17 protein-coding genes are annotated in these 18,208 nt (G+C 69.5%); 9 read left to right on the top strand and 8 right to left on the bottom strand.

Annotated elements, in window-relative coordinates; genetic code table 11:
* Positions 1 to 161: 161 nt before the first annotated feature.
* The 6 genes from pip to ACIBEF_RS30750 form a co-directional block, all read right to left on the bottom strand.
* Complete coding sequence (pip, locus tag ACIBEF_RS30725) at positions 162 to 1,109, bottom strand: prolyl aminopeptidase (protein ID WP_396796859.1); 948 nt, start codon at positions 1,107 to 1,109, stop codon at positions 162 to 164.
* A 62-nt stretch (positions 1,110 to 1,171) separates the two neighbouring features.
* Positions 1,172 to 2,914, bottom strand: coding sequence for an ABC transporter substrate-binding protein (locus ACIBEF_RS30730; RefSeq protein ID WP_396796861.1), 1,743 nt, complete (start codon positions 2,912 to 2,914; stop codon positions 1,172 to 1,174).
* 145 nt (positions 2,915 to 3,059) lie between these two features.
* Positions 3,060 to 4,046 (bottom strand): ABC transporter permease, encoded by a 987-nt coding sequence (locus ACIBEF_RS30735; RefSeq protein ID WP_396796862.1) that lies wholly within the window; start codon positions 4,044 to 4,046, stop codon positions 3,060 to 3,062.
* An 11-nt stretch (positions 4,047 to 4,057) separates the two neighbouring features.
* On the bottom strand, positions 4,058 to 5,065 hold the full coding sequence (locus tag ACIBEF_RS30740; RefSeq protein ID WP_396796864.1) for an ABC transporter permease: 1,008 nt from the start codon (positions 5,063 to 5,065) through the stop codon (positions 4,058 to 4,060).
* Positions 5,062 to 6,198, bottom strand: a complete 1,137-nt coding sequence (locus tag ACIBEF_RS30745; protein WP_396796865.1) for an ABC transporter ATP-binding protein — start codon at positions 6,196 to 6,198, stop codon at positions 5,062 to 5,064. Before ACIBEF_RS30745 ends, ACIBEF_RS30740 begins: the two co-directional genes overlap by 4 nt.
* Entirely contained in the window at positions 6,195 to 7,250 is a 1,056-nt protein-coding gene (locus ACIBEF_RS30750; protein WP_396796894.1) for an ABC transporter ATP-binding protein, read from the bottom strand. Before ACIBEF_RS30750 ends, ACIBEF_RS30745 begins: the two co-directional genes overlap by 4 nt.
* A 278-nt stretch (positions 7,251 to 7,528) precedes the next feature.
* Between ACIBEF_RS30750 and ACIBEF_RS30755 the strand changes: the two genes are divergently transcribed.
* From ACIBEF_RS30755 to ACIBEF_RS30780, 6 genes are all read left to right on the top strand, one after another.
* The gene (locus ACIBEF_RS30755; RefSeq protein ID WP_396796867.1) at positions 7,529 to 8,077 is read left to right on the top strand and encodes a Uma2 family endonuclease; all 549 of its coding nucleotides are present in this window, start codon (positions 7,529 to 7,531) and stop codon (positions 8,075 to 8,077) included.
* Positions 8,078 to 8,109: 32 nt separating this feature from the next.
* Positions 8,110 to 9,546 (top strand): TldD/PmbA family protein, encoded by a 1,437-nt coding sequence (locus ACIBEF_RS30760; protein ID WP_396796869.1) that lies wholly within the window; start codon positions 8,110 to 8,112, stop codon positions 9,544 to 9,546.
* A gap of 58 nt (positions 9,547 to 9,604) precedes the next feature.
* Positions 9,605 to 11,017, top strand: coding sequence for a TldD/PmbA family protein (locus ACIBEF_RS30765; protein WP_396796870.1), 1,413 nt, complete (start codon positions 9,605 to 9,607; stop codon positions 11,015 to 11,017).
* 265 nt (positions 11,018 to 11,282) lie between these two features.
* Positions 11,283 to 12,089 (top strand): hypothetical protein, encoded by an 807-nt coding sequence (locus ACIBEF_RS30770; protein ID WP_124859396.1) that lies wholly within the window; start codon positions 11,283 to 11,285, stop codon positions 12,087 to 12,089.
* A 12-nt stretch (positions 12,090 to 12,101) separates the two neighbouring features.
* Positions 12,102 to 14,030: a fumarate reductase/succinate dehydrogenase flavoprotein subunit gene (locus ACIBEF_RS30775; protein WP_357207963.1), complete on the top strand. Its 1,929-nt coding sequence runs from the start codon at positions 12,102 to 12,104 to the stop codon at positions 14,028 to 14,030.
* On the top strand, positions 14,027 to 15,091 hold the full coding sequence (locus ACIBEF_RS30780; protein WP_396796871.1) for a succinate dehydrogenase/fumarate reductase iron-sulfur subunit: 1,065 nt from the start codon (positions 14,027 to 14,029) through the stop codon (positions 15,089 to 15,091). The genes ACIBEF_RS30775 and ACIBEF_RS30780 overlap by 4 nt, the downstream gene beginning before the upstream one ends.
* A 171-nt stretch (positions 15,092 to 15,262) precedes the next feature.
* Here ACIBEF_RS30780 and ACIBEF_RS30785 read toward each other — a convergent pair whose 3' ends face one another.
* Entirely contained in the window at positions 15,263 to 15,709 is a 447-nt protein-coding gene (locus tag ACIBEF_RS30785) for a (deoxy)nucleoside triphosphate pyrophosphohydrolase (RefSeq protein WP_357227944.1), read from the bottom strand.
* 183 nt (positions 15,710 to 15,892) lie between these two features.
* Here ACIBEF_RS30785 and ACIBEF_RS30790 point away from each other — a divergent pair, with 183 nt between their 5' ends.
* The gene (locus ACIBEF_RS30790; RefSeq protein ID WP_396796872.1) at positions 15,893 to 16,201 is read left to right on the top strand and encodes a 4a-hydroxytetrahydrobiopterin dehydratase; all 309 of its coding nucleotides are present in this window, start codon (positions 15,893 to 15,895) and stop codon (positions 16,199 to 16,201) included.
* Here the strand turns inward: ACIBEF_RS30790 and ACIBEF_RS30795 are convergent.
* Positions 16,188 to 16,637: a VOC family protein gene (locus tag ACIBEF_RS30795; RefSeq protein WP_396796873.1), complete on the bottom strand. Its 450-nt coding sequence runs from the start codon at positions 16,635 to 16,637 to the stop codon at positions 16,188 to 16,190. The genes ACIBEF_RS30790 and ACIBEF_RS30795 overlap by 14 nt on opposite strands.
* A gap of 114 nt (positions 16,638 to 16,751) precedes the next feature.
* Between ACIBEF_RS30795 and ACIBEF_RS30800 the strand changes: the two genes are divergently transcribed.
* Both ACIBEF_RS30800 and ACIBEF_RS30805 read left to right on the top strand, forming a co-directional pair.
* On the top strand, positions 16,752 to 17,636 hold the full coding sequence (locus ACIBEF_RS30800) for a LysR family transcriptional regulator (protein WP_396796875.1): 885 nt from the start codon (positions 16,752 to 16,754) through the stop codon (positions 17,634 to 17,636).
* Positions 17,637 to 17,700: 64 nt separating this feature from the next.
* On the top strand, positions 17,701 to 18,063 hold the full coding sequence (locus tag ACIBEF_RS30805; RefSeq protein ID WP_030337500.1) for a PH domain-containing protein: 363 nt from the start codon (positions 17,701 to 17,703) through the stop codon (positions 18,061 to 18,063).
* The last annotated feature ends 145 nt before the right edge of the window (positions 18,064 to 18,208 follow it).

The raw sequence follows: 18,208 nt of genomic DNA on the forward strand, positions 1-18,208 counted from the left end.
CCCGCTACGACAAGTTGGCCGTCCGGTTCCAGGCCGTCCTGACCATCACCATCATCTGCGAATGGCTCTGACCGGGCTTATGAAACACGCCTTAGTGAGCAACCGGCTGGGCGGATGGCGTAGGGGGCCGATTCGTTTTCAAGAGGCCATTGCGCGACCCCTTATCCGAGGAACTGGTTGGTGGCTTCGATGAGCAGGCTGCGGGTGCCAGGTTCGGAGCCGCTGTGGCCCGCGTCCTCCACAATGTGGAACGTCGCCTCAGGCCAGACCCGATGCAGGTCCCAGGCTTGGTTCGGTGGCGTCTTGATGTCGTATCGGCCGTTCACGATCACCGTCGGGATGTGTCGAATGCGGTCGACGCCCGCCAGGAGACCTTCCGGCGGGAGGAAGCCGCCGTTACTGATGTAGTGGTGCGTGATGCGGGCGAACGCCAGCAGGCTGGCGTCGTCGATGCCGGGCGGTGCCATCGGCAGCAGCGTGTTGGCCGAGAGCTCCCAGCTCATCCAGGCGCGGGCCGCCGGGCCGTGGACCGCGGGGTCGGGATGGGAGATGCGGCGGCCATAGGCGCCGACGAGGTCGTCCTGTTCCGTCACGGGGATCGCAGCGCAGAAGGCCGCCCACTCGGCGGGAAGCAGGTGCGCCGCGCCCGCCGGGGTGAACGCCCATGCCTCGTCCGACCTGCGAACCAGCCACACGCCACGGAGCACGAGTTCGGTGACCCGCTCGGGATGGGCCTGCGCGTAGGCCAGGGCGAGGGTGCTGCCCCAACTGCCTCCGAAGACGAGCCAACGCTGGATCTCCAAGTGCTCGCGTAGCTGCTCGATGTCCGCCACCAGGTGCGGGGTGGTGTTGTGTTCCAGTGACGTCTTCGGGTCGCCCGCGAAGGGCCGGCTGCGACCGCAGTTCCGCTGGTCGAACAGCACGACGCGGTAGCCGGACGGGTCGAAGTACTGCCGATTGCCGGGGAGCAGACCACCGCCGGGGCCGCCGTGCAGGAACACGGCGGGTTTGCCGCCGGGGTTTCCACACACTTCCCAGTACAGCTCGTTTCCGTGGCCGACGCTGAGCATCCCGGAGTCGTACGGCTCGATGGGCGGGTACCAGTCCATGACAGCAGGGTCCCCTCCCGACGACGTTGTCGGAAGGGGACCCTGCTGGTCTGCGGTGTGACTTACGGCTTGACGTACGCGTTCACGAACGACGGGTAGCCGAAGACGCTGGAGATGAAGATCCCGCCCGCCTTGGACCCGTGCACGTTGTAGGCCACGTCGACGAAGAGCGGCACCACCGGCGCGTGCTCCTTCATGATCCGCTCGTCGAGCTTGGCCCACTCCGGGCCCTGCTCGGCCGCGGGCAGCGCCGAGATGCGGTCCATCTCGGTGTTGATCGCCGGGTCGTTGAAGTAGGCCTGGTTGCTGTTGCCCTCGGCCTTGATGGTGCGGCCGTCGTAGAGCACCGGCAGGATCGAGGCCCCGCTCGGCCAGTCCGCCGCCCAGTTACCGATGTACAGGTCCCACGGGTTGTCCTTCTTCTTGATCTCGTCGAGCTTCGCGTCGTCGGAGATGTTCCGCAGCGTGATCTTGAAGCCGGCCCGCTCCAGGTTGGCCTTGAGCTGCGCGCCCTGCTGCTGCTCGGTGGAGTTGTCGGCCACGCCGAGAACCAGCTCCGGCGTCTTCCCGCCGAGCAGCTCCTTGGCCTTGTCGAGGTTGCCGTTGGCGCCCGCCGGGTACGCGTCGTACGCCTTGAAGCCGATGGTGGCCGGCGGCATCAACGTGGTCAGCGGCGCGGCGACGGTCTGCCCGCCCATGGCCTTGATGAAGCCCTCGCGGTCGATGGCGTAGTTGAGCGCCTGACGGACCTTGAGGTCGGTGACCCGCTGGTTGTTGATCACGAGCTGGTTGGCGCTCGGGGTCGGGGAGAGGATGCTGCGCGACTTGAGCGTGGCGTCCCCGGCGACCTTGGCGACCAGCGAGGCGGGCACCGTGTTGAAGGCGAGCGCGCTCTGGTCGGCGCCGTTGTCGGCGATCACCCGGTTGTTGGCGGCGTCCGCGGTCGGGCCGAAGCTCCAGACGAACTGGTCCGGGTACTGGTGCCGGACCGGGTCGGTCTTCGGGTCCCAGTTGGGGTTGCGGTCCAGGGTGATCTGCACACCGACCTGGTTCTTGGCGACCTTGTACGGGCCGGACGAAAACGGTTGCTTGTCCAGGTCGACGCCGGTGTCCTTGTCGGCCGGCAACGGTGCGGTGGTCGGCAGCGAGACCGCGAACGGCAGGTCACAGCGGGGCTTGGCGAACTCGAAGCGCAGCGTCTTCGCGTCCGGGGTGGTCAGGCCGGGCGGCAGCGACGTCTTGTTCTTCTTGAAGTCCCACTTGGTGTCGAACTGCGCGGTGTCGGCCAGCCACTCCTGGATGTAGGTCGGGCCGCCGGACAGGTCCGGGTCGAAGGACCGGGCGATGCCGTACGCGATCTCCTTGGAGGTGATCGGCCGGCCGTCCTCGAACTTCACCCCGTCCTTGACGGTGAACTCCCAGACCTTGCAGTCGTTGTTGACGTTCTTGCCCGGCGTCTCGGCCAGGTCGCCCACCAGGACCAGGCCGCCCTTGCCGTCGTCCTTCCAGGTGGTCAGGTAGCGGGCGAAGAGCGGGTTGGTCATCAGCCCGGCGAACGAGTACGTCCGCTGCGGGTCGAGGTGGGAGATCGGCGACTCCCGGATGATGGTGAAGGTGCCGCCCTTTGCGGCGCCGCTCACCTCGGCCGCCGGCCCCTGCGAGTCCTTGGGGTCGGTCGCGATGACCCCGGTCTGCTGCCTGTTGTTGTCCACTGTGGTGCCCTCGCCCGTGTTCTTCGAGCACGCACCCAGTGCCACCACCAGAGCGATCGCGCCGCCTGCGGCAACCGCCACGCGTGGTCTCATGAAGTACCCCCTTCACCCATGTGCCGTGCGAATTCGTCGGGGCGAGAACCGCCGACGTCCCGAGGATCGTAAGGAAGAAAACCTACGAGTTGTGTAACAGTTGTCGATAACTTCCGCCACCGGCCGCGCGCTGGTCACCGATGGCTCAGCGCAGCCGCACCCGTGGGTCGATTGCCGCGTACAGCAGGTCCACGAGCACGTTCGCCAACACCACGAAGACGGCGGCGATCAACACGGTCGCCATGATCGTGGGCAGGTCGCCCGCACGCACCGCGTCCACCGCCGTACGCCCCAGCCCCTGGATGCCGAACGTCGTCTCGGTGATCACCGTCCCGCCCAGCGCCCCGCCCACGTCGAGTCCGGCGATGGTCACCACCGGAGTGATCGCCGCGCGCAGCGCGTGTCGCCCGTACACAGTTGGTTTGGCCAGGCCCTTGGCCCGCGCGGTCCGGACGAAGTCCTCCGACAGCGTCTCCAACATCTGCGCCCGCGACAGCCGGGCGTAGATGGCCGAGAAGAGGAAGGCCAACGCCACCCAGGCCAGCACCAGCCCACTGGCCCACTTCGCCGGGTTGTCGAATATCGAGGTGTAGCTGGGCACCGGCAACAGCCGCAGGTTGTAGACGAACACCAGCAGCAGCACCGCGCCCACGAAGTACAGCTGCAACGAGGCGCCGGTCAGCGAGAAGCCGATGGCCAGCCGGTCCAGCCAGGTGCCCCGACGCAGCGCGGACGCCATGCCGAGCCCCACGCCGAGCAGCAACCAGAGGATGGCCGCCGGGATCACGATGCTCAGTGTCACCGGCAGCACCCGGGCGATGGTGTCCGAGACGGCCTCGTTGGTGACGTACGACCAGCCCAGGCAGGGTGCGTCGCACCGGCCGCCCTGGGCGCTGCCCAGATCCCGACCGGTCACTATGCCCTTCATGTAACCGGCGTACTGGCTGATCAGCGGGTCGTTCAGGCCCAGGTCGTCGCGGACCCGCTCCAGCCGCTCCGGGTTGCAGTTCTTCGAGCAGATGCTGCTGACCGGGTCACGCGGCAGGGCGAAGAACATCAGGAAGGTCAACACACTCACCGCGAAGAGGGTCAGCGTGGCGGAGAAGAGTCGCTTGAGCAGAAATCGCGCCATGATTTTGACCCCTACCGGGACGACTTCGGGTCGAGCGCGTCCCGCAACGCGTCGCCGAAGAGGTTGAAGGCGAACACCAGCGCGAAGATCGTGATGCCCGGGAAGAACACGTACGCCGGGTCGGTCTGGAGGAAGTCCAGACTGCGGTAGATCATTCGGCCGAAGCTCGGCGTCTCGTCGCTGAGGCCGACGCCGATGAACGACAGCGCCGCCTCGCTGGTGATGAACTGCGGCACCGCCAGGGAGAACGACACCAGGATCGGTGCCCAGATGTTCGGCAGCAACTGCCGGAAGAGCATGTGCCCCAACCCGGCCCCGCTGGCCCGGGCCGCCTCCACGAACTCCCGCTCGCGCAGCGCGATCACCTGCCCGCGAACCAGCCGGGCCGTGCTGGTCCAGCCGAAGATGGCGAAGACGGCGATCAGCACACCCACCCCGAAGGCGGACGACACCTGCCCCCGCTCACCGTAGAAGCGCAGCGTGATGGTGGGCGTGAGCGCCAGCGCGATGATCAGGAAGGGCATGGCCAGGGTCAGGTCGGTGATCCAGTTGATCACCGCGTCGAGCCAGCCGCCGAGGTAGCCGGCGAGCGCCCCCAGCACGATCCCGATCGTCGCGGTGATCAGGGCCGCCGCGAACGCGATGAACAGCGAGGTCCGCAGCCCGTAGATCAGCCGGATGAAGATGTCCCGACCCAGCCCCGGCTCCAGACCGAACCAGTGCTCGCCACTGACCCCGCCGGCGTACCCCAGCGGCATGCCGAAGCCGTCCAGCATGTTCTGGAACTGCTCCCGCGGGCCGACCCCGTAGACCATCTCGATCAGCGGGGCGGCCAACCCCAACAACAGGAACAAGACCAGGAGTACGCCGCTGATCATCGCCGTCCGGTCGCGGCGCAGCCGCAGCCAGGCGAGCTGACCGGGCGAACGGCCCACGACGCCAGTGGTCGCGGCTCCGCCCTCGTCGCCACCGGACTCGATCTCGGCCAGCGCCACACCCTCCACCGGGGACAGGCTCACGACGACACCTCCTCGACGTTCGCGTCCGCCCGTGCGGGGCTCGTGCTGGCCGCTTCCCCTTCGGGGCTCGTGCTGGCTGAATCCCCTTCGGGGCTTGTGCTGGCCGCTTCCCCTTCGGGGCCCGTGCTGGCTGAATCCCCTTCGGGGCTTGTGCTGGCCGCTTCCCCTTCGGGGAAGTGACACGCGGTGGCCTGGTTGCCGCCGTCACGCGGGATCAGCGCGGGCTCCTCGGTGGCGCAGATGTCCTGCGCCTTCCAGCACCGGGTGCGGAACCGACAACCCGACGGAGGGTCCAGCGGGGTGGGTACGTCACCGGTCAGCCGGATCCGCCCCGCCGGGCCGAGCTGGGTGACGTCCGGGATCGCCGAGAGTAACGCCCGGGTGTACGGGTGCTGCGGCCGCTCGTAGATGTCCGCCCGGTCGCCGATCTCCACGATCCGACCCAGGTACATGACCGCGACCCGCTGGCAGAAGTGCCGGACCACGGCCAGGTCGTGCGCGATGAACACGAAGGCCAGGCCAAGCTCGCGTTGCAGGTCGCGCAGCAGGTTGACGACCTGCGCCTGGATCGATACGTCCAGCGCGCTCACCGGCTCGTCCGCGACGATCAGCTTCGGCCGCAGGGCCAGCGCGCGGGCGATGCCGATGCGCTGGCGTTGACCACCGGAGAACTCGTGCGGGTACCGGTTGTAGTGCTCCGGGTTCAGCCCGACCAGCTCCAGCAACTCCTGCACACGGGCCTTGATGCCACCCGGCGGCTTGATTCCGTTGACCTGTAGCGGCATCGCCACGATCCGGCCCACCGTGTGCCGAGGGTTCAGCGAGGCGTACGGGTCCTGGAAGATGATCTGGAGTTCCTGGCGCAGCGGGCGCAACTCCCGGCGGCCGGCGTGCGTGATGTCGCGCCCGTCGAACTCGATGCTGCCGCTCGTCGGTTCCAGCAACCGCACCAGCATCCGACCGGTGGTGGTCTTGCCGCAGCCCGACTCCCCCACCAGGCCGAGCGTCTCGCCCGGGCGCACGTCGAAGTCGAGCCCGTCGACCGCCCGCACCAGACCGGTGGAGCGCAGCCCCTGGCGTACCGGGAAGTGCTTGCTCAGGCCGCGTACCCGCAGCAGTGGTTCATCGGTCATCGGGCCACCCCCACGGATGCGATGTCCTCGGCGTAGAACGCGGCGCGCTCCTCCGCGCTCAGGTGACAGGCGACCAGGTGGCCATCGGCCCCGGCGGGGCGCAGCTCGGGCACCTCGGTGCGGGAGCGGCTGCCGGCGCGGTCCGCGTACCGGCAGCGTGGGTGGAACGCGCAGCCCGACGGCAGGTTGATCAGGCTGGGCGGGTTGCCGGGGATGGGCACCAGGTCCGCGTCCGCGTCGCCGTGCAGCGACGGCACGCTGGAGAGCAACCCCCAGGTGTACGGATGCTGCGGCGCACGGAGCACCTGCTCCACGCTGCCCCGCTCGACGGCCCGTCCGCCGTACATGACCAGCACGTCGTCGGCGACCTGGCCGACCACGCCGAGGTCGTGGGTGATCAGGATGATCGCGGAGTGGAACTCGGCCTGGAGGTCGGCGAGCAGGTCCAGGATCTGCGCCTGCACTGTGACGTCCAACGCGGTGGTCGGCTCGTCGGCGATCAGCAGCGCCGGGTCGTTGACCAGGGACATCGCGATCATCGCCCGCTGGCGCATGCCGCCGGAGAACTCGTGCGGGTACTGGTCGAAGCGACGCGCCGGCTGCGGGATGCCGACCCGGTCCAGCATGTCGACGGCACGCTGGCGGGCCTCACGCCGGTTGGCCTTCGGGTGGTGCACCCGGTACGCCTCGGCGATCTGCCGGCCCACGGTGTAGTACGGGTGCAGCGCCGACAGTGGATCCTGGAAGATCATCGCCATGTCCCGGCCGCGCAGCCGGCGTACCTCCTCGTCGGCGAGGCCGACCACCTGCCGGCCACCCACGGAGATCTCCCCGGTGATGGTGGTCCGTTTCGGGTCGTGCAGGCCGAGGATCGCCAGCGAGGTGACGCTCTTGCCAGAGCCGGACTCACCCACGATGCCGAGGGTGCGGCCCCGCTCGACGGCGAACGACACCCCGTCGACCGCGCGCACCACGCCGTCCTCGGTGTCGAACCGGACCCGAAGATCACGCACCCGCAGGTAGGCGTCCTGGTCGGAGCGCTGTGCCGGCACGGCGGGACGGTCGTCCGGGTCCCCGGACGGCGAGGGTTCCGAGCTGTCCACGGCCACCTCCCTCAGTGACGAAGAGAACTTACAGCAAAGTCCCGAGGGTGAAAATAAGCTACAAAGTCGGCACGTGTCAGCGGGCCCGAGCGTAACGAGTCGGCATCGGCCCCGCACCCCCGTCACCTCGCCATCCACGCCCGTTCATGGCCGTACTCGCACGTCAGGTGCGACCATGGCGACAGCAGACAGCAGAGGATGCCCGTGGCACGAGGTGGAGGTGACCCATGACCGCGGCTGTGTTCGATCACGAAGGTCCGTGGACCGAAGAGGAGTTCCTCGCCCTCGGCGAGACGCAGGATCGCGTCGAACTCTTCGACTGGAGCCTCCACGTGACCCCAGGACCCACCCCTCGGCATCAACGAATCTCCCGCAAGCTCGGCAACATTCTGGAAGCAGCCGCGGAGGCGGCCAACCTTGAGCTACTGGAGGCGGTGAACGTTCGGCTCCGGCCAGGCCGAATACCGATCCCCGATCTCGTGGTCACCAACGCAATCGATCTCGACGAGCCCAACATAGAGTCGGCTGATGTGCGACTGGTCTGCGAAATCATCTCGCCGAGCAACGCGTCCACCGACAAAGTCCTCAAGATGCATTACTACGCCGCAGCCGGCATCGAGTGGTACCTGCTGGTGGAGCAGGGGACGGGGGCAATGCGCCTTTACCAGCGGCAGGGCGCCCACTACGTGGAGAAGGCAACGACAAAGCGCGGCGAGGTTCTGGAAATGACCGAGCCGGTGCGGGCCACCATCCGGCCGGAGGATCTCGTCCCCTGACGGGCGTCGGTCCGCTGGCCTAGGGTCGGTCCATGACCGAGTTCGACGCGGCCGCCGCCGCCGTCCAGGCCGCCCTCGACGCGGGCGCCCGGTACGCCGACGCCCGGGTGATGCACCGCCGCTACGAGTCGATGACCGCGCGCAACGGTGACGTGGAGGAACTGACCCAGGACGAGAGCATCGGGCTCGGGGTCAGAGCGCTCGTCGGGGCGAGTTGGGGCTTCCACGCCGTACCCGATCTGTCGGACGCCGCCGCCCGCGACGCCGGCCGGCGCGCGACGCGGACCGCCATGGCGAGCGCGCGGGTGCCGGGTCCTTCGGTCGACCTGGTGCCGGTCCAGGCCGTCACCGCGAGCTGGGCGTCCGGCTGCCAGATCGACCCGCTCGGAGTGCCGCTGTCCGACAAGGGCGATCTGCTGGTCGACGCGACGCGCACGATGGCCGAGCACGGCGCGGACCTGGCCGAGGGCCTGTACCAGATCTGGGACACCGCGAAGTGGTTCGTCTCCAGCGAGGGCCACCGGATCGACCAGCGCATCCGCGAGTGCGGCGGCGGCATCTCGGCCACCTCGATCGGCGACGGCGAGACGCAGCGCCGCTCCTGGCCGAGCTACCGCGGCCAGTACGGCACCACCGGGTGGGAGCTGGTCGAGTCGCTGGACCTGGCCGCGCACGCCGCGCGGATCGCCGAGGAGTCCCGGGCGCTGCTCACCGCGCCGGCCTGCCCGGCCGGCGAGACAGACCTGATCCTCGGCGGCGAGCAGTTGGCCCTGCAGATCCACGAGTCGGTCGGGCACGCCATCGAACTGGACCGGATCCTCGGCTGGGAGGCTGCGTTCGCCGGCACGTCCTGGCTGGACCTGGCCCAGCTCGGCTCGCTGCGTTACGGCTCGGAGCTGATGAACATCACCATCGACCCGACGATCCCGGGTGCGCTGGGCAGCTTCGGTTTCGACGACGAGGGCTCCCCGGCGGTCAAGCGGGACGCGGTCCGGGACGGTCGTTGGGTGGGCGTGCTCGCCGGCCGGGATTCCGCAGCCATGGCCAGCCTCGACTACGGCGGCAGCGTACGGTCCGACGGGTGGGCCCGGCTGCCGATGGTGCGGATGACCAACGTCGGCCTGGAACCCGGCCCGCACACGCTGGAGGAGATCATCGCGGCCACCGACGACGGCGTGTTGATGGACCTCAACCGGTCCTGGTCGATCGACGACAAGCGCCTCAACTTCCAGTTCGGCTGCGAGGTCGGCTGGGAGATCAAGAAGGGGCGGCGGGGGCGGATGCTGCGCAACCCCACGTACACCGGGATCGGCCCCCTGTTCTGGCGCTCGATGGACATGCTCTCCAGCGAGACGGTCTCCTGGGGCACGCCCAACTGCGGTAAGGGCCAGCCCGGCCAGATCGGGCACACCGGCCACCCGGCCGCGCCGGCCCGGTTCCGCAACGTCCGCGTGGGGGTCTCAGCGTGAGCGCGAGGAGTGAGCCGGGTTTGCGAGCCCCGCAGTCGCGAACGAAAGGTGGCTCGGCATGAGTGGGCAGACGGAGTTGGAGCTGGCGGGGCAGGTGGTCGAGCTGGTTCGGCGTCTTGGCGGGCCGGCCGCGCAGGCCGAGGCGGTGGTGACGCGGGCGGACCTGGCGCTGACCCGGTTCGCCAACTCGGGCATCCACCAGAACGTCTCCGAGTCCACCGTCGGGGTCCGGCTGCGGGTGCACGTGGACGGTCGGACGGCTGCCGGTGGCGGGAGCGTGGTCACCGCCGACGGGTTGTCCGGTCTGGTGGAGCGCACCCTGGCCGCGGCGCGGCTCTGCCCGCCCGACCCGGGTTGGCCGGGGCTTACCCCGCCCACGCCCACGCCCACGCCGGACGCCCCGCCCGTCGACGAGGCCACCGCGCACGCCGAGCCGGATCAGCGGGCCGATCGGGTCGGGGCGTTCGTGGCCGCCGCCGGGGGCCTCAGCACCGCCGGTTACTGCCGCACCGCGCACCGCTCGTCGGCGTTCGCCAACTCGGCCGGGCACTCGGCGTACGGCCGCTCGGTGGAGGCGGCGATGGACGGCATCGCCCGCCTCGACGGCGCCGACGGGGTGGCCCGGCGCAGCACCGACCGGCTGTCCGACCTCGACGGCGCCGAGTTGGGCGCGCAGGCGGCCGCGAAGGTTCGGGCGGCGGCCGACCCGGTCGAGCTGCCGCCGGGGCACTACGAGGTGGTGTTCGAGCCGGCCGCGGTGGCGGACCTCCTGCAGAACCTGTCGTTCTTCGGCTTCAACGGCAAGCGGTACGCCGAGCGGCAGTCGTTCGCCGAACCGGGCGCGGCCCAGTTCGACAGGGCGGTGACAGTGGTGGACGACCCGCTGGGCGGGTCCGGGTTGCCGTTCGACGCGGAGGGCACCGGCCGACGGGCGCTGACGCTCGTCGAGGCGGGCACCACCCGGGCGGTGGCGCACGATCGCCGGACCGCCGCCGAGGCGGGCGCGGAGTCCACCGGGCACGCGGTCGCGGGGGGTGCCACCTGGGGCCCGATGCCCCGCAACCTGCGGCTGACCGGCGCGGTGGCGGGCCCGGCCAGTGCGGTGGGCCGGAGCACCACCGGCGCGGCGGCCGGAGCGGTCGTCGACGCGGACACCGCCGCGTTGGTGGCCGGCGTACGCCGAGGGCTGCTGGTCACCGATCTCTGGTACACCAGGGTGCTCGACCCGAAGAGCCTCGTCGTCACCGGCTTGACCCGCAACGGCGTCTGGCTGATCGAGGACGGCACTGTCGTCCGGGCGGTCCGGGACCTGCGGTTCACCGAGTCGTACCCGCGGGCGCTCGGGCCGGGGGCGGTGCTCGGGCTCGGCGCGCGGGCGGTGCGCCAACCGGACCGGGTGGACGGTGCCTGGTGGGCGGCGCCGTCGATGCGGCTGGCGTCGTGGCACTTCACCGGAGGAGCATCCGGCTGACGGTGTCGGCCACGCTCGCTGATGGTCGGCGACGTGCGTCAAACCGGCGCGTCGAGGGCTTTTCCGCAGGCCAGACACACGGGACACTCCCTTGCGCGGACGGCTCGCGGAGATCGGCGTAACGTGTGTCACTTAGCTGCGTCGGTCGATCCGGCGTGGTCGTTGGTGTGCGCATGACGTGGCAGCGGGTGCGGGTTCGCCGGTCCGCGTGCCGACCGGAGAGAGACCAGCCCGCCCGTACGGGCCCGTCGAGGAGACGACTCGAATGACTTCAACGGCAACGAGGCCGAAGGGGGCGCGGGCGCGCGCCGCCATCGCGGCGAAGACGTTGCGTACCGACCGATGGTGGTTCGCCCCGCTGATCACCGTGATCGGGCTCAGCGCCTGGGTCGCGTACGCGACGGTCCGGGTCTTCATGCACAAGTGGTACTGGGTGGACCAGTTCCACTACCTGACCCCGTTCTACTCCCCGTGCGTGACCGACCGGTGTGTCGAGGAAGCCTCGCACTTCGGCCGGTTCCTGCCCGGCTGGTGGATCATCCCGGACGCCGCGCTGACCCTGCCGTTCCTGCTGCTGTTCCGGCTCACCTGCTACTACTACCGCAAGGCGTACTACCGGTCGTTCTGGCTGTCGCCGCCGGCCTGCGCGGTCCCGGACGGGCACAAGGAGTACGGCGGTGAGACCCGCTTCCCGCTGCTCGGGCAGAACCTGCACCGCTACTTCTTCTACGCCGCCGCGATCATCTCGCTGATCAACACCTGGGACGCGATTCTCGCCTTCCACTCGCCGAAGGGCTTCGGCTTCGGGCTGGGCAACATCATCCTGCTGCTCAACGTGGTGATGCTCTGGGCGTACACGATCTCCTGCCACTCCTGCCGGCACATCATCGGCGGCCGGCTCAAGCACTTCTCCAAGCACCCGGTGCGGTACAAGGCCTGGACCTTCGTCTCGGCGTTGAACGTCCGGCACATGCAGCTCGCCTGGATCACCCTCGGCACCCTGGCGCTGGCCGACTTCTACATCATGGCGCTCGCTGCCGGCTGGTTCTCCGACCTGCGGTTCATCAACTAAAGGGCCCCTGACATGACCACAACCACTCGCATCGAACGACACCACTACGATGTCGTCGTCATCGGGGCCGGCGGCGCCGGTCTGCGCGCGGCGATCGAGGCCCGGCTGGCCGGCAAGAAGACCGCGATCATCTCCAAGTCGCTGTTCGGCAAGGCGCACACGGTGATGGCCGAGGGCGGCGCCGCCGCCGCGATGGGCAATGTGAACAGCCGGGACAACTGGCAGGTGCACTTCCGCGACACCATGCGGGGCGGCAAGTTCCTCAACAACTTCCGGATGGCCGAGCTGCACGCGAAGGAGTCGCCGCAGCGGATCTGGGAGCTGGAGACGTACGGTGCGCTCTTCGACCGCACCAAGGACGGCAAGATCTCGCAGCGCAACTTCGGTGGCCATGAGTACCCGCGCCTGGCGCACGTGGGTGACCGGACGGGGCTGGAGCTGATCCGCACCCTCCAGCAGAAGATCGTCTCGCTTCAGCAGGAGGACCAGCGGGAGTTCGGCTCGTACGACGCCCGGATCCGGGTGTTCTCCGAGACGACCATCACCGAGCTGCTGCTCGACGGTGACCGGGTGGCCGGCGCGTTCGGCTACTACCGCGAGTCGGGCGAGTTCATCCTCTTCGAGGCGCCGGCGGTCGTACTGGCCACCGGCGGCGTCGGGCGCTCCTACAAGGTCACCTCCAACTCCTGGGAGTACACCGGGGACGGGCACGCGCTGGCGCTGCGCGCCGGGGCGACGCTGATCAACATGGAGTTCCTCCAGTTCCACCCGACCGGCATGGTCTGGCCGCCCTCGGTGAAGGGCATCCTGGTCACCGAGTCGGTGCGCGGTGACGGCGGCGTCCTGAAGAACTCCGACGGCAAGCGGTTCATGTTCGACTACGTCCCCGACGTCTTCCGCAAGCAGTACGCGGAGACCGAGGAGGAGGCGGACCGCTGGTACACCGACCCGGACAACAACCGACGCCCACCGGAGCTGCTGCCCCGCGACGAGGTGGCCCGGGCCATCAACAGCGAGGTCAAGGCCGGCCGGGGCTCCCCCGCCGGTGGCGTCTTCCTGGACATCGCGAGCCGACGTTCGGCCGACGAGATCCGCCGCCGCCTGCCGTCGATGTACCACCAGTTCAAGGAGCTGGCCGACGTCGACATCACGGCCGAGCCGATGGAGGTCGGTCCGACCTGCCACTACGTGATGGGCGGCGTCGAGGTCGACCCGGATTCGGGTGCCGCCTTCGGCCACGTACGCGGGCTGTTCGCCGCCGGTGAGGTCTCCGGTGGCATGCACGGCTCCAACCGCCTCGGTGGTAACTCCCTGTCCGACCTGCTGGTCTTCGGCAAGCGGGCGGGCGGGCACGCGGCCAGCTACGCCGACGGGCTGACCGCCCGGCCGAAGGTGGCCGTTAACGAGGTCGAGGCGGCCGTGGAGACCGCCCTCGCGCCGCTGCAACGGGACACCGGCGAGAACCCGTACACCCTTCAGCAGGACCTCCAGGCGGTGATGGGTGACCTGGTGGGCATCATCCGCCGGGAGGGTGAGCTGGCCGACGCGCTGGTCCGGCTCGCCGAGCTGCGGGAGCGGGTGGCCAAGGTGAGCGCGGCCGGCGGCCGACGCTACAACCCGGGCTGGCACCTGGCCCTGGACCTGCGCAACATGCTGGTGGTCTCGGAGTGCACCGCGAAGGCGGCGCTGGAGCGGCAGGAGTCGCGCGGCGGGCACACCCGGGAGGACTACCCGACGATGGAGCCGAAGTGGCGGCAGGTCAACCTGGTCTGCGCGCTGGACGGCGACACCGTGCAGCTGACCCGCAAGCCGCTGCCGAAGATGCGGTCGGAGCTGATCGGCCTCTTCGACCGGGCCGAGCTGGCCAAGTACCTCACCGACGAGGAGCTCGCCGACTTCGACGCCCTCGTTGACGACGCTGGAGAGGCGGACAACCGATGAGCGGGAAGCGTCAGTTCCGGATCTGGCGGGGCGACGAGAGCGGCGGCGACCTCCAGGACTACATGGTGGAGGTGAACGAGGGCGAGGTCGTCCTCGACGTCATCCACCGTCTGCAGGCCACCGATGCGCCCGACCTGGCCTGCCGGTGGAACTGCAAGGCCGGCAAGTGCGGCTCCTGCTCGATGGAGATCAACGGCAAGCCGCGGCTGGGTTGCATGACGCGGATGTCGACCTTCGGCGACGACGAGACCGTCACGGTCACCCCGCTGCGCACCTTCCCGGTCATCCGGGACCTGGTCACCGACGTCTCGTTCAACTACGAGAAGGCACGGGAGACCCCGGCGTTCGCCCCTCCGGCGGACGTGGCTCCGGGCGACTACCGGATGCAGCAGGTCGACGTGGAGCGCTCGCAGGAGTTCCGCAAGTGCATCGAGTGCTTCCTGTGCCAGACGGTCTGCCACGTGATCCGCGATCACGAGGAGAACAAGCAGGCGTTCTCCGGTCCGCGGTACTTCATCCGGGCGGCCGAGCTGGACATGCACCCGCTGGACGCCCGCACCGACCGCAAGGAGTACGCGCAGGCCGAACAGGGCCTCGGCTTCTGCAACATCACCAAGTGCTGCACCGAGGTCTGCCCCGAGCACATCAAGATCACTGACAACGGGATCATCCCCATGAAGGAACGGGTCGTCGACCGCAGGTACGATCCCCTTGTGTGGCTTGGTAGCAAGATCTTCCGTCGGGGCGAGACGCCCCAGACCAGCGTGACCACCGCCCGTCAGGGCTCGGCGACGCCGGGCTCCGCCCGGGGTGGGGTGCACTCGCACGCGGGTGGCTCCCACGACTCGGGGGCTGAGGCGCAGGCGCAGAGCGGCGTCAACTGGCACCGGGAGGTGCCCCACCCGACCGCTCCGGCGGTCGACGACCGGGGCAAGCTGCCGCTGACCGAGCTCACCTTCGACCGGGCCGCCGCGCCGTCTCCGTTCGGCGACGACGTGACCTTCCCGCTGCCCCCGGAGCACCTCAACTTCGCTCACCCGGAGCAGGACAACAAGCACTGACCACCTGAACAACAACGGGGGCCGTGGCAGCTGCCACGGCCCCCGTCCCACTTCCCCAACCCCAACCCCAACCCCAACCCCGGCCCCCGGCCCTCCGGCCCCCGGCCCCCGGCCCGGTGATCATGAAGTTATTGCGCTCCTGCGCGGCGTGTCATGGCAATAACTTCATGATCAACGAGGGTTGCGCAGGAGGAGGGGGCGGAGGGCGGCCACGATGGGGGCGTCGGCGGGAAGCCAGGTGACCGAGTCCAGTTCGTCGGCCGTCAGCCAGCGGAGCGCCTCGTGTTCCAGCGCCTGTGGCTGGTCGCCGCCGAGCAGGCGGGCCGCGTACACCTTGAGCACCGAGCGGCCGTGCGCCATCCGTACATTGCGGCCGACCCGGTCGCCGATCTCGACGCGTACGGCCAGCTCTTCGGCGCACTCCCGGATCAACGCGTCGGTCTCGGCCTCCCCCGGCTCGACCTTTCCGCCCGGAAACTCCCACATGCCCGCCACCTCGGGTGGAGCGGAACGCGCACAGGCGAGCACCCGCCCATCCCGGATGATCGCCGCACCGACGATCACCTTCAGGTCCCGTCGTTCGGCCTGCCCGCCATCATTCGCCCGTTCGGTCCGCACGGGCGTCCAGGGTGCCAGATCAATCGGCGGTTTGGGTACCGTAGCCGTCCGCTAAGCCAATAAGACACGGAAGTGTGGGCGTGGACACCCCCTCCGAGCAGCGAGAGACTAGGGGACACCGACAAGACACGGGATGGCGACGATTTGGCCACAAGCCGGCAACGGCGCTTGGGGGGTGCGGTGATGCGCGTGCTGTTCAGCAGCAGGGCCAAGCACGACTACCTTTCCGACGCGTTGACCTTGCTATCTGGTTGGACGCGCGAGGGCGAGCAGATCCGACGGACGCTCGTGATCGACGATACCCAACACGCCGCACTAACTGAACGGGTCAAGGTCGTCGCGGATGCGCTGCATCTGCGGCCCGAGATCAGCCGCCGGGCCGACAGCACCCAGATCCGGGTCGGGCACGGCAGCGGCGAGCCGCTGACCGAGGGCGAGGTGCTGTTGGCCGCCCGCATCGAGGACGCCTACCGGGCGGTCACCGAGGCCTGACGACCGTCTCCGCATCCGGCCCGGCGTCCTGCGGGTACCAGCGCAGCTCCACCGAGTTGCCGTCCGGGTCCCGCACGTAGATCGAGGTCGCCGAACCGCGGGCACCGAACCGGCTGACCGGCCCGGTCAGCACTGTGAAGACCTCCGACTCGATCACCTGCGTCCAGTTCAGTGGAGCCACCACGAGGCAGAAGTGGTCGACGTTCGCGCCCCGCGGCTCACCGCGGACGAGGTCGATGATGCTGTCGGGGCTGATCCGCACCGACGGGAACGGAACCGTGCCCGCACGCCACTCGTCGACCCGTACCGGTGCCAGCCCGAGCCGGTCGCAGTAGAAGCTCAGGGACCGTTCCACGTCGGTGACCGTCAGCACCAGGTGGTCGAAACCGGTTACCCGCACCGCGCTCACGCCGGCCGGGTGGTTGCCAATGCTCATGTCGGAGCCTTTCGTTCGGTCTTCGCTGCCGCGTTCACGATCCCCGGACGAGAGGCGCCGACCAAGACCTGATGCCGCTACGATCGTTGCCCACAGGTCAACGATGGGATTGGTGTGCTGGAGCGGTACGAGGTCGAGACGTTCCTGACCCTCGCGGACGAACTGCACTTCGGCCGGACCGCCGAGCGGTTGACCGTCAGCACCGGCCGGGTCAGCCACATAGTGAAGAAGCTGGAGCGCCAGATCGGCGCACCGCTGTTCGCCCGCACCAGTCGAGTCGTCCGGCTCACCCCGATCGGCCGACAGCTCGCCGACGAGTTGGCCCCGCTGGTGGCAGGCATGGACGAGGCCGTCCGCCGCGCGACCGACGCCGCCCGGGGCGTGACCGGGACGCTGCGGGTGGCGTTCCTCGGCGAGTGGACCGCGCCGGTACTGCTCCGGGCGGTGGCCCTGTTCGGTCAACGGCACCCCGACTGTCGGGTGGAGGTGCACGAGGCGCAGTTGTCGACCACCCGGTCCGGGCTGCTCGACGGCTCGACCGACGTGTTGATCGCCTCGTACCCGTTCGACGGCATGGCCACCGGCCCGGCGCTGCTCTGCGAGGACCGGGTGCTCGCGGTGGCCGCGGGTCACCCGCTCAGCCGGGAACGGTCGGTGTCGTTGGAGGTGCTCGCCGACCACCCCGTGGTGCAGTACCCGACAGTGACGTCGGTGGAGTTCAAGCGAGACCGCACCCCGGAGCGCACCCCGTCCGGCCGGGCGGTGCCGAAGGGGCCCGCCGGGAACACCTTCTCCGAGATGCTGTCCCTGGTCGCGCTGGGCCGGGGAGTCCTGCCGGTGGGCGAGCACACGCGGCGCTACTACCCGCGCCCCGACGTGGCGTACGTGCCCATCCACGACGCGCCACCGATCGAACGGGGGCCGGTCTGGCTGCCCAGCAACACCACCACCCGGGTACGAGAGTTCGTCCGCGCCGCGACCGACGCGAACCCCCGATGAGGCACGCCGAGTTTCCGCCACCACCGGGTGGGCGCGTTGGCGCCGGTTTCCTAACCTGGGGCACATGGCGAACATCGCGTACGACCGCAAAGAGCAGGTCCAGCAGATCGAGAGTGGCCTCCTCGAAGGCGAGCAGATCATCGCCGTGTACGACGCCGTCGGCACCGGTACCGGGTTCATCGGGCTGACCGACCGGCGCGTGATCATCCAGGACCGCTCGTTCGTCGGCAAGCGGTTCGCGATCACGAGCATCCCGTACTCGAAGATCACCAGCGTGAGTGTGGTCAGCAACAAGTCGTGGGGTGGTTCGTTCTTCTCCACCGGCGCCATCGCCATCCACGTCGGTACGCACACCTACGAGGTGGAGTTCCGTGGCGCGCAGAAGAGCCACCACGTGCACAACGTGATCCTGCACCACATCTCCTGACCGCACGTCCCGTCGTGGGGGGGGGGGGGGGGGGTGGGGGGGGGGGCCCCCCCCCCGGGGGGGGGGGGGGGGGGGCCGCCCCCCCCCCCGGGCCCCCCCCCCCCCCGCCGGGCGGGGGGGGGGGGGGGGGGGGGGCAACGAGGGG

The sequence above is a fragment of the Micromonospora sp. NPDC050795 genome (genome assembly GCF_044456785.1).
Taxonomy (GTDB): Bacteria; Actinomycetota; Actinomycetes; order Mycobacteriales; family Micromonosporaceae; genus Micromonospora.